At 67.0% G+C, this 13,997-nt stretch carries 11 protein-coding genes and 2 pseudogenes; 6 read left to right on the top strand and 7 right to left on the bottom strand.

Going from position 1 to position 13,997, the window contains the following annotated elements; genetic code table 11:
* From tkt to pgl, 6 genes and pseudogenes are all read left to right on the top strand, one after another.
* Entirely contained in the window at positions 1 to 2,094 is a 2,094-nt protein-coding gene (tkt, locus tag RGU41_RS06320) for a transketolase (protein WP_134448684.1), read from the top strand.
* A gap of 94 nt (positions 2,095 to 2,188) precedes the next feature.
* Positions 2,189 to 3,328, top strand: a complete 1,140-nt coding sequence (gene tal, locus RGU41_RS06315; protein WP_134448685.1) for a transaldolase — start codon at positions 2,189 to 2,191, stop codon at positions 3,326 to 3,328.
* On the top strand, positions 3,325 to 4,929 hold the full coding sequence (locus tag RGU41_RS06310; protein WP_134448686.1) for a glucose-6-phosphate isomerase: 1,605 nt from the start codon (positions 3,325 to 3,327) through the stop codon (positions 4,927 to 4,929). The genes tal and RGU41_RS06310 overlap by 4 nt, the downstream gene beginning before the upstream one ends.
* Before the next feature lie 61 nt (positions 4,930 to 4,990).
* A pseudogene (gene zwf, locus RGU41_RS06305) lies at positions 4,991 to 6,531 on the top strand (glucose-6-phosphate dehydrogenase).
* A complete protein-coding gene (locus RGU41_RS06300) occupies positions 6,528 to 7,493 on the top strand; it encodes a glucose-6-phosphate dehydrogenase assembly protein OpcA (protein ID WP_134448688.1) in 966 nt (321 codons plus the stop codon). Before zwf ends, RGU41_RS06300 begins: the two are co-directional and overlap by 4 nt.
* Positions 7,490 to 8,260, top strand: coding sequence for a 6-phosphogluconolactonase (gene pgl, locus RGU41_RS06295; protein WP_134448689.1), 771 nt, complete (start codon positions 7,490 to 7,492; stop codon positions 8,258 to 8,260). The genes RGU41_RS06300 and pgl overlap by 4 nt, the downstream gene beginning before the upstream one ends.
* Before the next feature lie 72 nt (positions 8,261 to 8,332).
* On the opposite strand, the gene RGU41_RS06290 is transcribed toward pgl, so the two are convergent.
* The 7 genes and pseudogenes from RGU41_RS06290 to whiA form a co-directional block, all read right to left on the bottom strand.
* Positions 8,333 to 8,701, bottom strand: a complete 369-nt coding sequence (locus RGU41_RS06290) for an RNA polymerase-binding protein RbpA (RefSeq protein ID WP_134560126.1) — start codon at positions 8,699 to 8,701, stop codon at positions 8,333 to 8,335.
* A gap of 77 nt (positions 8,702 to 8,778) precedes the next feature.
* Positions 8,779 to 9,030 (bottom strand): preprotein translocase subunit SecG, encoded by a 252-nt coding sequence (gene secG / locus RGU41_RS06285; protein ID WP_134448691.1) that lies wholly within the window; start codon positions 9,028 to 9,030, stop codon positions 8,779 to 8,781.
* Positions 9,031 to 9,159: 129 nt separating this feature from the next.
* Positions 9,160 to 9,954 (bottom strand): triose-phosphate isomerase, encoded by a 795-nt coding sequence (gene tpiA / locus RGU41_RS06280; RefSeq protein ID WP_134448692.1) that lies wholly within the window; start codon positions 9,952 to 9,954, stop codon positions 9,160 to 9,162.
* The gene (locus RGU41_RS06275; protein WP_134448693.1) at positions 9,945 to 11,159 is read right to left on the bottom strand and encodes a phosphoglycerate kinase; all 1,215 of its coding nucleotides are present in this window, start codon (positions 11,157 to 11,159) and stop codon (positions 9,945 to 9,947) included. The genes tpiA and RGU41_RS06275 overlap by 10 nt, the downstream gene beginning before the upstream one ends.
* Before the next feature lie 12 nt (positions 11,160 to 11,171).
* Entirely contained in the window at positions 11,172 to 12,179 is a 1,008-nt protein-coding gene (gap, locus tag RGU41_RS06270; protein WP_322135804.1) for a type I glyceraldehyde-3-phosphate dehydrogenase, read from the bottom strand.
* A gap of 93 nt (positions 12,180 to 12,272) precedes the next feature.
* Positions 12,273 to 12,899 carry a superoxide dismutase gene (locus RGU41_RS06265; protein WP_134561132.1) on the bottom strand — a complete coding sequence of 209 codons (627 nt, stop codon included), beginning with the start codon at positions 12,897 to 12,899 and terminating at the stop codon, positions 12,273 to 12,275.
* A gap of 101 nt (positions 12,900 to 13,000) precedes the next feature.
* Positions 13,001 to 13,980: pseudogene (gene whiA / locus RGU41_RS06260) on the bottom strand (DNA-binding protein WhiA).
* Positions 13,981 to 13,997 lie beyond the last annotated feature (17 nt).

Below are 13,997 nucleotides of genomic sequence, written 5' to 3'. Positions count from 1 at the left end.
GTGGCAGCACTGCAGTGGGATTCGATTGACAACAGGGCGGTCGACACGGCTCGCATTCTCGCGGCGGACGCCGTGGAGAAGGTCGGGAACGGCCACCCGGGCACGGCGATGAGCCTCGCCCCCGTCGCATACCTTCTCTTCCAGAAGGTCATGCGCCGCGATCCCTCTGACAATGAATGGATCGGCCGCGACCGCTTCATTCTCTCGGTCGGCCACAGCTCCCTGACCCAGTACGTCCAGCTCTACCTGGGCGGTTACGGCCTCGAGCTCGACGACCTCAAGGCTCTCCGCACCTGGGGTTCCAAGACCCCCGGTCACCCGGAATACGGCCACACCGACGGTGTCGAGATCACGACGGGCCCGCTCGGCCAGGGCCTCGCGTCCGCCGTCGGCTTCGCATACGCGTCCCGCTTCGAACGCGGACTGTTCGACCCTGAGACCGCGGCGGGCGAGAGCCCCTTCGACCACTTCGTCTACGTCATCGCGGGCGACGGCGACATGCAGGAGGGCATCACGAGCGAGGCATCCTCCCTCGCCGGCCACCAGCAGCTCGGCAACCTGATCGCGATCTACGACTCCAACCAGATCTCGATCGAGGACGACACCAACATCGCCTTCACCGAAGACGTCGCCGCCCGGTACGAGGCCTACCACTGGCACGTGCAGACCGTGGACTGGAAGAAGACCGGCGAATACGTCGAAGACCTCCACGCTCTCAACGACGCGATCGACGCGGCGAAGGCCGTCACGGACAAGCCGTCGCTGATCATCCTCAAGACGATCATCGGCTGGCCGAGCCCGAAGAAGCAGAACACCGGCAAGATCCACGGCTCGGCGCTCGGCGCCGCGGAACTCGCAGCCGTGAAGGAGGTCCTCGGCTTCGATCCGGCCGAGAACTTCTTCGTCGCCCCCGATGTCATCGAGCACACCCGCGAGGCGCTCACCCGCGGCTCCGACGAGCATGCCCGGTGGACGGTGCAGTTCGACGCCTGGGCCGCCGCGAACCCGGACGGCAAGGTCCTCCTCGACCGGATCCTGGCCGGCGACCTGCCCGAGGGCGTGGATGCCGCGCTGCCCGTCTTCGAGGCCGGCACCGAGGTCTCCACCCGTGCAGCTTCCGGCAAGGTCCTCACCGCGCTCGGCGCCGTGATCCCCGAGCTCTGGGGCGGTTCCGCCGACCTCGCCGAGTCGAACAACACCACCATCGGCGGTGCCCGGTCCTTCATTCCGGCCGAGCACTCGACCCACGAGTGGACCGGCAACGAGTACGGCCGCGTCCTGCACTTCGGGATCCGCGAGCACGCGATGGGCGCGATCCTGAACGGCATCGTGCTGCACGGCAACACCCGCCCGTTCGGTGGCACCTTCCTGATCTTCAGCGACTACATGCGCCCGGCCGTTCGCCTCGCTGCGCTGATGAAGGCGCCGTCGATCTTCGTCTGGACCCACGACTCCGTCGCCCTCGGCGAGGACGGCCCGACCCACCAGCCGGTCGAGCAGCTCGCGACCCTCCGCGCCATCCCCGGGCTCGACGTCGTGCGCCCCGGCGACGCCAACGAGGTCTCCTGGGCGTGGAAGACGATCCTCGAGCGCCGCGAAGGCCCCGCGGGCATCGTCCTCACCCGCCAGAACATCCCCGTGTTCGAGCGCGGCGACGGCGACGCGAGCGGCGAGGTCTTCGCCTCCGCCCGCAACGTCGCCAAGGGCGCGTACATTCTCGCCGAAGCGCCGAACGGCACCCCCGACGTCATCCTGATCGCCACGGGTTCCGAGGTCCAGCTGGCCGTGAACGCCCGTGCGGCGCTCGCGTCCGAGGGCATCAACGCCCGCGTCGTGTCTGCGCCGAGCCTCGAGTGGTTCCGGGAGCAGACAGCGGAGTACCGCGAGTCCGTGCTGCCCGCCGGCATCACCGCCCGCGTGTCCGTCGAGGCCGGTATCGCGCTGACCTGGGACCGCTACGTCGGCGACCGCGGCCGCAGCATCTCGATCGAGCACTTCGGCGCCTCCGCAGATTACAAGACGCTGTTCCGTGAATTCGGAATCACCACCGAGGCCGTCGTCGCCGCCGCGAAGGACTCGCTCGCCGCTCACTGAGCTCCCCGCCGGGCGGGGAACCTGCGGCAACGCTGAGCTCCCCGCCCGACTCCCGCACACGTCACACACCATGTATCACAAGGAGATTGTTCCCATGACCGATACCACCCCCACCGCCGAGCTCTCCGCCGCCGGCGTCAGCATCTGGCTCGACGACCTCTCCCGCCAGCGCATCGCCTCCGGCGGGCTGCAGGACCTCATCGACACCAGGAACGTCGTCGGCGTCACGACGAACCCGACCATCTTCGCCGGCGCGCTCAGCAAGGGCGAAGCCTACGTCGACCAGGTCGCCGCCCTCGCCGCGTCCGGCGCGACCGTGCAGGAAGCCGTCTTCGAGATCACGACCGACGACGTCACCGCAGCGAGCGACATCTTCCGTCCCGTCTACGACCGCACCAACGGTGTCGACGGCCGCGTCTCGATCGAGGTCGAGCCCGGCCTCGCCCACGACGCCGCCGGAACCGTCGCCCAGGCCCAGGAGCTGTGGGCCAAGGTCAACCGCCCCAACGCCATGATCAAGATCCCCGCGACCATCGAGGGCCTCGAGGCCATCACCGCGACGATCGCCCTCGGCATCAGCGTGAACGTCACCCTGATCTTCAGCCTGCAGCGTCACCGCGAGGTCATCAACGCGTACCTGTCCGGCCTCGAAAAGGCCAAGGCCGCCGGGATCGACCTGAGCACGATCCACTCCGTCGCGTCCTTCTTCGTCTCCCGCGTGGACACCGAGATCAACCAGCGCCTCGAGGCCATCGGCACCGAGACGGCGATCGCCCTCAAGAGCAAGGCCGGCGTCGCGAACGCGCAGCTCGCATACGAGGTCTTCCAGCAGGCCTTCTCCACCGAGCGCGCCCTCGGCCTCCTCGCGGCCGGCGCCAACAAGCAGCGTCCGCTCTGGGCGTCGACGGGCGTCAAGGATGCAGCGCTCCCCGACACCCTCTACGTGACGAACCTCGTCGCGCCCGAGGTCGTCAACACCATGCCGGAGAAGACCCTCGACGCGACCTTCGACCACGGGGTCATCCCGGCGGACTCGATCACGGGCGCATACGACGAGGCGAACGCTGTCCTCGACGCCCTTGCGAACGAAGGCGTTTCCTACGTCGACGTCACGCAGGTCCTCGAGTCCGAGGGCGTTGCGAAGTTCATCATTTCCTGGAACGAACTCCTCGACACCGTGACGGTTGCCCTGGACGCAGCCAAGAACAACGCGGAAGCCCCGTCGGCCCTGTGAGTTTCCGCATCGCGGTGACCGGGGCGGCGGCCGATGCGGCACGCCGAACCGTTCCCACCCTGGTGTCCGACCTGGTCGCCTCGGGGATCACGGCCCTCGACCCCGCACTGTGGGGCCCTGAGGCCGAGTCCGAGGCGGCCAAGCGTCTCGGCTGGACCGAGTCCGTTGCCGTTTCACGCCCGCTCGTCCCGGAGATCCTCGCTCTCCGGGCGACCCTGGCCTCGGCCGGTGTCACCCGGATCGCGCTCGCCGGCATGGGCGGTTCCTCGCTCGCACCGGAGGTCATCACCCGCACGGCCGGCGTCGCGTTGACCGTGCTCGACTCGACCGACCCCGGCCAGGTACTCGCGGCCCTCGACGACCACCTCGCGGAGACGGCGCTGGTCGTCTCCTCGAAGTCCGGGTCGACCGCGGAGACCGACAGCCAGTGTCGCGTGTTCGAACGCGCCTTCCGGGAAGCCGGCATCGACCCCATCGGCCGCATCGTCGTCGTGACCGACCCCGGTTCGCCGCTCGACACCTCCGCTCGGGCGGCCGGTTACCGCGTCTTCAACGCGGACCCGACCGTGGGAGGACGTTTCTCCGTGCTCACCGCGTTCGGGCTGGTTCCATCGGGACTCGCCGGCGTCGACATCGGTGAGCTGCTCGACGAGGCGGAGGCCGTTTCGCTCGCGCTCGCGGTCGACAGCCCGGAAAACCCCGGGCTCATCCTCGGCGCCGCGATCGCTGCGACGGAGCCACGGCGTGACAAGCTCGCGCTCGTCGCAGACGGCACCCACATCGTCGGGTTCCCTGACTGGGCGGAACAGCTCATCGCGGAGTCGACCGGCAAGATCGGCACCGGAATCCTCCCCGTTGTCCTCGAGCTCGGCGCCCCCGAACTCACCGAGAACCTCCCGGACCTGCAGGTCCTGCGCCTCGTCGAGGACGCGGGCACCACGATCTTTCCCGCGGACGGCACCGATGAGATCCGCGTGAGCGGCACCCTCGGCGCACAATTCCTGGTCTGGGAATACGCCACCGTGGTCGCTGGACGGCTGCTCGGGATCAACCCCTTCGACCAACCGGACGTGGAGGCAGCCAAGGTCGCCACCCGCGCGCTGCTCGACGGCCGACCCGAGCCGGCGCCCGCGGCGTTCATCTCCGACGGCATCGAGGTGCGCGGCACCGCACACGTCATCGGCGCGGCGAGCGACCTCGCCTCAGCGATCGACGCGCTCCTCGAGGAGCTCGGCCCCGACGGGTACGTCTCCGTCCAGGCCTACGTGAACCGCCTTGAGCTGCCACAGCTCGCCGGCATCCGTGACCTGGTCGCGAAGCTCTCGAAACGTCCCGTCACATTCGGCTGGGGCCCCCGGTTCCTGCACTCGACCGGCCAGCTCCACAAGGGCGGTCAGCCATCCGGTGTGTTCCTGCAGATCCTCGCGACCGCACAGGAGGACCTGTCGATTCCGGATCGTCCGTTCACCTTCGGCGAACTCATTCAGGCGCAGGCCAGCGGCGACGCGAGTGTTCTCGCTCAGCACGGCCGTCCGGTGCTCACCCTCACTCTCACCGACCCCGCGGCGAATATCGCCGCCCTGTTCGGCGCCCTCAAGTAGAAGTCGTCCCCTGCAGCGGGGCCTGCTCCGGCGGGCCTCGTTGCCACAGAAAAGGAGTTGCATGTCCCCGGTGGAAATCACCCCGGAGTTCAATCCGCTGCGGTCGTCCTCTGATTACCGTCTGAATCGCATCGCGGGGCCCTCGAGCCTCGTGATCTTCGGCGTAACCGGCGACCTGTCCCGGAAGAAACTCATGCCCGCGGTCTACGACCTCGCCAACCGCGGACTCCTTCCGCCCGGATTCGCCCTCGTCGGCTTCGCGAGGCGCGACTGGGACGACGAGGACTTCTCCCAAGTGGTCCACGACTCGGTCAAGCAGTATGCCCGCACCGAGTTCAACGAGGATGTCTGGGCCCAGCTCTCCGAGGGCATCCGCTTCGTGCAGGGCACCTTCGACGACGACGACTCCTTCGAACGGCTCAAGGACACCATCGCCGAGCTCGACCGCGAGCGGGGCACGATGGGCAACCATGCGTTCTACCTGTCGATCCCGCCGAAGGCGTTCCCGCAGGTCGTCGGCCAGTTGCGCCGGTCCGGCCTCGCCGAGCAGAAGGACGGCCAGTGGCGTCGTGTCGTGATCGAAAAGCCCTTCGGCAGCGACCTGAAAACCGCCCGTGAGCTCAACGACGTCGTCGAATCCGTGTTCCCGCCCGACTCCGTGTTCCGGATCGACCACTATCTGGGCAAGGAGACGGTGCAGAACATCCTCGCGCTGCGCTTCGCGAACCAGCTCTACGAACCGATCTGGAACTCGAACAACGTCGACCACGTGCAGATCACGATGGCCGAGGACATCGGCGTCGGAGGACGCGCGGGCTACTACGACGGAATCGGTGCCGCCAGGGACGTGATCCAGAACCACCTCCTGCAGCTCCTCGCCCTCACGGCGATGGAGGAGCCCATCTCCTTCGACGCGGCCGACCTGCGCACCGAGAAGGAGAAGGTCCTCGCATCCGTCCGGCTCCCGGACAACCTCGCGACCGGAACCGCCCGCGGCCAGTACGCCGGCGGTTGGCAGGGCGGTGAGAAGGTTCTCGGATTCCTCGAAGAGGACGGAATGGACCCGGAGTCGCTCACGGAAACCTACGCGGCGCTGCGCCTCACCATCGAGACGCGCCGCTGGTCCGGCGTGCCGTTCTATCTGCGGGCAGGCAAGCGACTCGGCCGCAGGGTGACCGAGATCGCTGTCGTGTTCAAGCGCGCCCCCAGCATCTGTTCGCCAAGGAGAACACGGCTGCCCTCGGATCCAATGCACTCGTGATCCGGGTGCAGCCCGACGAGGGCGTCACGATCCGATTCGGCTCCAAGGTCCCCGGCGTCGGCATGCAGGTGCGCGACGTCACGATGGACTTCGGCTATGGCCATGCCTTCACCGAGGCGAGCCCGGAGGCGTACGAACGGTTGATCCTCGACGTGCTCCTCGGCGACCCGCCGTTGTTCCCCCGTCACGAAGAGGTCGAACTCTCGTGGAAGATCCTCGACCCGGTCGAGAAGTTCTGGTCCGAGCAGGGCCAGCCCGAACAGTACCGCCCCGGAACCTGGGGCCCCTCGTCCGCGGACGAGCTCTTGGCCAGGGACGGCCGTCAATGGAGGCGCCCATGATCGTCGATCTGCCAGACACGAACACCTCGAAGATCTCGAAGGCCCTCGTCCGCATCCGGGAAGAGGGCGGCGCCGTCGCCCTCGGCCGGGTGCTGACCCTGATCATCGCGTCGACCATGGGACGCGAGGAGGAGGCCATCGAGGCCGCAAACGACGCATCCCGTGAACATCCGATGCGCGTCATCGTCGTCTCCACCCAGGAAGAAACCGAATCGGAGACCCCCGTCGACGCGAAGGTCGACGCGGAGATCCGCGTCGGCGGAGACGCCGGGGCGAGCGAAGTCATCGTGCTGCGCGCGTACGGCGAAGCCGCGAGCGACCCGGAGAGCCTGGTCACAGGCCTCCTGCTGCCCGATGCCCCCGTCGTGACGTGGTGGCCGGGCGTCGCCCCCGTCATCCCGGCGGACTCTCCGCTCGGGCGCCTCGCTTACCGGCGGATCACGGATTCCTCCGCCCAGCCGGACCCGCAGGCCGCCCTGCACCGGCTGTGCTCCTCGTACCGCCCCGGCGACACCGACTTCGCCTGGACGCGGCTCACGCTCTGGCGGGCACAGCTCGCCGCCGTTCTCGACCAGCCGCCGTACGAGGCCGTCACAGCCGTCCAGGTCTCCGGCGCGGCCGACTCCCCCTCGACGACGCTGCTCGCCGCCTGGCTGCAGCTCCAGCTCGCCGTGGACGTCGACTACGAGTTCACCGGTGGGGCCAAAGCGAGCGGAATCCACGGCGTGCACTTCACCCGTGCATCCGGTGTGATCTCGCTCGAGCGTGAACTGCCGGGCATCGCAACCCTCACCCAGCCCGGCCAGCCCGTGCAGGACCTCACCCTCAAGCGCCGCAGCCTCCGGGATTGCCTCAGCGACGAGCTTCGCCGGCTCGATCCCGACGAGTTGTATGGTGAAGTGATCACCCGCGGACTGCCGAACCTGGACGCGGTTGCAGACAAAACCGGAGGACGACCGTGACACACGAACGACGCGTACTAGTGCATGCAGACCGGGCGGCCCTCGCCGCATCGGTCGCGGCACGATTCATCACCACCGCGGTCGACCTCCTCCACGAGGAGGGCGACATCCATGTCGTCCTCACCGGGGGAAGCGTCGCGACAGAGGTGCTCGACGCTGTCAACGCTTCCGCGGCCAGGGACACCGTCGACTGGGAGCACGTGAACTTCTGGTGGGGCGACGAACGCTGGTTGCCGTACGCCGACCCGGAACGCAACGAACTCCAGGCCCGTACCGCACTCCTCGACCACCTCGACATCCCCGCGGAGAACATCCACCCGTTTGCGTCCTCCGACGGACCGCTCGACCTCGACGCGGCCGGAGCGGCCTATGCGGAGGAGCTCGAAGCAGCCTCGAACGACGGAACCGTGCTGCCGCGCTTCGATATCACCTTCCTCGGCGTCGGCCCGGACGGGCACATCGCCTCGCTGTTCCCGCACCTCCCGGGAATCCGCGAGGACACCGCGAGCGTGCTCACGGTGCGCAACTCCCCCAAGCCCCCGGCCGAACGGCTCACCCTGAGCCGCCCTGCCCTGAACTCGTCGCGCTGCATCTGGCTGGTCCTCGCAGGGCCGGACAAGGCATCCGCCCTCGGGCTCGCACTCGCCGGTGCCAGCAGGGACGAGGTTCCTGTTGCGGGCATCAAGGGGCGCCGCTACACGAACTTCTTCGTGGACCGGGAAGCGGCCGCAGAGGTACCGGAGAACCTGACCGCGTCGTCGTTCTGACACCGTTCGCGCACGAAGAAGCCCCGACCGAGGTCGGGGCTTTTTCGTGTCCGATGGACGAAAGGACCGGAGCTAGTTGGTGGCGGAGAGCTTGCCGCGGCGAATGCGCAGCTGCAGCAGGGCTTCCTCGAGAAGGGAGTCCGCTTCCTCTTCCGTGCGGCGCTCCTTCACGTAGGCGAGGTGCGTCTTGTACGGTTCGAGCTTCACGACGGACGGCGGGTTCTCCTTGTCGCGGCCGGCCGGAAGCCCAGAGGACGGGCAGTCGATCGTCTCGGGGATTTCATCATCGGGCAGGTTCGCCGCGAAGTAGCGGACGGTCTCGTTGCCGAGAGCGTCCCAGTAGGAGACGCGGATCCGGTCCGCCTGGAAACCGCGGTCCTGCTCCCCCATGGGGCCGGCTCCGACCCTGGATCCACGAATTGCGCTGCCACCAGATGCCATTGTGTTCCTCCATGAAAGGCGATTGTGCTTGTGGCCGCACGGCCACGGGTGTGGGAAAAGCGAAGGGGGTGAGGGAGTTACAGTGCCGTGTCGAACTTGGTGATGAGGCCCAGGACGACGATGCACGCGATCCAGAGGACGGCGAGGATCACGGTGATGCGATTGAGGTTTCGTTCCGCAACGCCGGAGGCGCCGAGGTTCGAGGTGACGCCGCCACCGAACATATCGGAGAGGCCACCACCACGGCCCTTGTGCAGGAGGATGAGCATGGTGAGCAGGAGGCTCGTCAGTCCGAGGACAACCTGCAACACGACCTGGAGAATCTGCACGCGAAACCTTTCAGAATGGTGGAGTTTCTCCACCGGGATCAGTGATCATCATAGCCTGACTGACGAACCAGCCCGCCTCCCCTGGTCGGGGTGGCGGGCTGGAGCGGTGATATCAGGTGGAACTTCGGGCTAGACGCCCACGTGCTTCTGGAATCGGACGATGCTCGAGAACTCGTCGATATCCAGGCTTGCCCCGCCGACGAGCGCTCCGTCGACGTTGGGTTCGCGCATGTAGCCCGCGATGTTGACGCCCTTCACGGAACCGCCGTAGAGGATGCGGGTCTTGTCGGCCACATCCTGTCCGAGGGTCTCGCTGAGGACCAGGCGCAGCTGGGCTGCGACCTGTTCGGCCTGCTCAGGCGTTGCCGCCTGGCCGGAGCCGATGGCCCACACGGGCTCGTATGCCACTACGATGTCGGCCGCGCTGTCGATGCCGGACAGTGCGGTGCGCAGCTGGGCGACAGGGACGGCGCTCGGACCGTGCAGTTCCAGGTCCGCGGCGGTCTCGCCGACGCAGATGATCGGAACGAGTCCGTGCTTGACGGCGGCGGTGACCTTCGCGGCCACCTCCTCGTCGTTCTCACCGTGCAGCGTGCGACGCTCGGAGTGCCCGATGAGCACGTACGTGCACTCGAGCTGAGCGAGGAACGCGCCGGAGATCTCACCCGTGAAGGCGCCGGAATCGTGCGCCGAGACGTCCTGCGCGCCGAAGACGACGGGCAGCTTGTCGGCTGACACGAGCGTCTGCACGGAGCGAAGGTCGGTGAACGGCGGGAACACCGCAACCTCGACGGCCGCGAAGTCGTGCTTGGCGTCCTTGAGGTTCCAGGCGAGCTTCTGCACGAACGCGATGGCCTGGAGGTGATCCAGGTTCATCTTCCAATTGCCTGCAATCAGCGGGGTGCGCTGAGTGTTTACTGCCATCCGAGGACCTCCAGTCCTGGGAGACGCTTGCCTTCGAGGAACTCAAGGCTCGCGCCGCCACCGGTAGAAATGTGACCGAACTGGTCGTCCGTGAATCCGAGCGTGCGCACGGCGGCGGCGGAATCGCCACCTCCGACGACGCTGAGACCGTCAACCTCTGTGAGTGCGGCGGCCACCACACGGGTGCCCTCAGCAAACGGTGCGAGCTCGAACACGCCCATGGGGCCGTTCCAGAACACCGTCTTCGATGCGCGGATGATCGCGGCGAATGCCGCCGCCGTGTCCGGTCCGATGTCGAGGCCCAGACCGGTGGCACCGAATGCGGTGTCCTCGATCGAGTCGGCAGCGGTGACCACGTGCTCGGCGTCAGCTCCGAATTTGGAGGCGACGACGACATCCGTCGGCAGGACGATCTTCACGCCCAGGCGCTCGGCCTCGACCAGGTAACCGCGAACGGTTTCGATCTGGTCGGCCTCGAGCAGGCTTGCGCCCACCTTGTGGCCCTGAGCTGCGAGGAAGGTGAAGAGCATTCCGCCACCGATCAGCAGCGAGTTGACCCGCGGCAGGAGGTGACCGATCACGCCGAGCTTGTCCGAGACCTTCGAGCCGCCGAGGACGACCGTGTACGGCGCCTCCGGCTTTTCGGTGAGACGGTCGAGCACGTCGAGCTCGGCAGCGATCAGCAGGCCGGCAGCGCTCGGCAGGATTGCTGCCAGGTCGTACACGCTTGCCTGCTTGCGGTGAACGACGCCGAAGCCGTCGGACACGAGGACGTCGCCGAGGGCGGCGAGCTCGGTCGCGAAGGCGACCCGCTCTGCGTCGACCTTGCTCGTCTCCCCCGGGTTGAACCGGAGGTTTTCGAGCACGACGACGTCGCCGTTGGACAGCGCGCCGACGGCGGCCTTTGCGGCGTCACCGACGGTGTCGGTCGCGAAGGCGACGTCGTGTCCGAGCAGTTGCGCAAGGCGCACTGCGACGGGCGCGAGGCTGTACTTCTCTTCCGGTGCACCCTTCGGCCGTCCGAGGTGGGAGACGATGACCACGCGGGCGCCCTGTTCGAGCAGCGCCTTGATGGTCGGGAGGGACGCGCGAACGCGACCATCGTCCGTGATCTCGCCGTCTTTCAACGGCACGTTCAGGTCACAGCGGACGATGACGCGTTTTCCGGTGAGCAGCCCCAGCGATTCGATTGTACGAAGCGTCACTGCGGGCCCCTGCTACAGGCTCTTGGCGACGAGCGCGGTGAGGTCAACCATGCGGTTGGAGTAGCCCCACTCGTTGTCGTACCAGGACGACAGCTTGACCTGGTCGCCGATGACGCGCAGCAGGCCGGCGTCGAAGATCGAGGAGTGCGGGTCCGTCACGATGTCGCTGGAGACGATCTCGTCCTCCGTGTACATCAGGATGCCCTTGAGGGGACCGGACTCCGCAGCAGCCTTGTAGGCAGCCTTGATCGCTTCGATCGTGACGGGGCGCTCCGCGATGACGGTGAGGTCGGTGATGGAACCGGTGGGAACCGGAACGCGCAGTGCGAAGCCGTCAAGCTTGCCCTTGAGCTCGGGGAGGACGATGCCGAGGGCCTTGGCCGCACCGGTCGAGGTCGGGATGATGTTGATGGCTGCGGCGCGGGCGCGACGCAGGTCGGAGTGCGGGCCGTCCTGGAGGTTCTGGTCGGCGGTGTACGCGTGGATCGTCGTCATCAGGCCGGACTTGATGCCGAAGTTGTCGTTGAAGACCTTGGCCAAGGGCGCGAGGCAGTTCGTGGTGCAGGACGCGTTGGAGATGATGTCGAACTTGGCCGGGTCGTAGTCCTGCTCGTTGACACCCATGACGATCGTCGCTGCGTCGCCTGAGGCGGGAGCGGAAACGATGACCTTCTTGGCGCCTGCGGTGATGTGCTTGCGCGCATCCTCTGCCTTGGTGAAGCGGCCGGTGGACTCGATGACGATGTCGACGCCCAGGGCGCCCCAGGGAAGGTTGGCCGGGTCGCGCTCGGCGAGAACCTTAATCGGCTTGCCGTTGACGAGGATGGAGTCGCCCTCGACGGAAACGGTGGCGTTCAGGCGTCCGGTGATGGAGTCATATTTAAGAAGGTGGGCCAACGTCTTCGTGTCGGTCAGGTCGTTGACGGCGACGATCTCGATGTCGCTGCCCTGCGCCAGGGCGGCGCGAAGATAATTGCGGCCAATGCGGCCAAAGCCATTGATAGCGATCTTTACAGACACGAATGTCTCCTAATCTTGTGCGCCGAAGCGCGGTTTCTTGTGGGTGAAATACACGGGGGACGGGCCCCTCACGGGGCCCGTCCTACGGCTGCGCTATGAGAGCAGCAGAAGCCCGTTGGTCTTTTCGCGAGCGATCGTGAATCGGTCCTGGACGTTCGCCCAGTTGACGATGTTCCAGAATGCCTTCACGTAGTCCGCACGCACGTTGCGATAGTCGAGGTAGTACGCGTGCTCCCAGACGTCGAGCATGAGTACCGGAATCGTGCCGGCTGCGAAGTTCGACTGCTGGTCGAAGAACTGCTGGATGATCAGGCGCTGCCCGATCGAATCCCAGGCGAGCACCGCCCAGCCGGATCCCTGCACACCGAGGGCTGCCGCCGTGAAGTGCGCCTGGAACTTGTCGAAGGAACCGAAGAAGTCCTCGATGGCGCTCGCAAGCTCGCCTGTGGGCTTGTCGCCGCCGTCCGGGGAGAGGTTGGTCCAGAAGATGGAGTGGTTGACGTGACCGCCGAGGTTGAAGGCGAGGTCTTTTTCAAGCTTGTTGACGTTGGCCAGCTGGCCGGAGTCGCGAGCTTCCGCAAGCTGCGCGAGGGCGGTGTTCGCGCCGGTCACGTAGGCCTGGTGGTGCTTGCTGTGGTGAAGTTCCATGATGGTGCCGCTGATGCTCGGCGCGAGCGCCGAGTAGTCATAGGCGAGAGCGGGCAAAGTGTATTCAGCCATTCATATCTCCTCTGTCGAGTTGGCGCGAAGTACTCCGCCACGAGTGTGTAAGCGACGTTTCAAGTCTACTCAGGTCAGGGTGCCCCGCTGACGAGGGGGCCTCAAACATCGTCGAGGTCAGCCGGAAGGTTCGCATCGGTTCCGGGGATCCCGAGGTCGACGGCCTTTTTGTCCGCCATGGCGAGCAAGCGGCGGATGCGTCCGGCGACGGCGTCCTTCGTCATGGGCGGATCGGCGTGGTGGCCCAGTTCGTCGAGGCTGGAGTCGCGGAACGAGAGGCGCAACTCGCCTGCGTAACGGAGGTGTTCCGGAATATCGCTGCCGAGGATTTCCATCGCGCGCTGCACGCGGGCGCACGCCGCAACGGCGGCCTGCGCGCTGCGGCGGAGGTTGGCGTCGTCGAAATTGACGAGGCGGTTGGCCGTTGCGCGCACCTCACGGCGCTGTCGGAGCGCTTCCCAGTTGAGCACGGTCTCCGCCGCACCCATGTGCACGAGCATGGCGCCGATGGCGTCGCCGTCGCGGATCACGACCCGGTGCACGCCCCGCACCTCACGGGCCTTGGCGACGACGCCGAGTCGACCGGCCGTACCGACGAGGGCCATCGCGGCCTCGTTGCCCGGGCAGGTCACTTCGAGGGCCGCCGAGCGACCTGGGTCGGTGAGGGAGCCGTTCGCGAGGAACGCACCGCGCCAGACGGCGGCGATCTCTTCCTTGGACCCCGTGGTCAGCCGGTTCGGCAGACCACGGATGGGGCGTCGCCGGGCGTCGAGCAGGCCGGTCTGTCTGGCCAGGGTTTCTCCCCATCGAGCACGCGCACCAGGAAGTGGCTGGTGCGGCGCAGGCCGGATGCCGAAATCACGGAGACTTCGCTGCGGACGCCGTAGAGTTCGGCGAGGTCCTTCCGCACCCGGCGGGCGAGGAGTGCGGTGTCGAGCTCGGATTCGATCGCGATCCGGCTGTTGATCATGTGCAGGCCGCCGGAGAATCGCAGGATCGTCGCGAGCTCCGCCGCCCGCACCGTGGTCTTCGACACGTCAACCCGTGCAAGTTCATCTTTGACGTCGGCCGTGAGTGCCAATCGTTTGTCCATTCTGT

It is taken from the genome of Cryobacterium sp. 10C3 (assembly GCF_034314285.1).
GTDB lineage: Bacteria > Actinomycetota > Actinomycetes > Actinomycetales > Microbacteriaceae > Cryobacterium > Cryobacterium glucosi.
This window is presented reverse-complemented; position numbering and strand designations above follow the sequence as displayed.

Excerpts from the sequence above, each read along its gene's own strand:
- RGU41_RS06265 (WP_134561132.1), bottom strand. The coding sequence starts at position 12,899 with ATGGCTGAATACACTTTGCCCGCTCTCGCCTATGACTACTCGGCGCTC.
- tal (WP_134448685.1), top strand. The coding sequence starts at position 2,189 with ATGACCGATACCACCCCCACCGCCGAGCTCTCCGCCGCCGGCGTCAGC.
- RGU41_RS06300 (WP_134448688.1), top strand. The coding sequence starts at position 6,528 with ATGATCGTCGATCTGCCAGACACGAACACCTCGAAGATCTCGAAGGCC.
- tpiA (WP_134448692.1), bottom strand. The coding sequence starts at position 9,954 with ATGGCAGTAAACACTCAGCGCACCCCGCTGATTGCAGGCAATTGGAAG.
- RGU41_RS06290 (WP_134560126.1), bottom strand. The coding sequence starts at position 8,701 with ATGGCATCTGGTGGCAGCGCAATTCGTGGATCCAGGGTCGGAGCCGGC.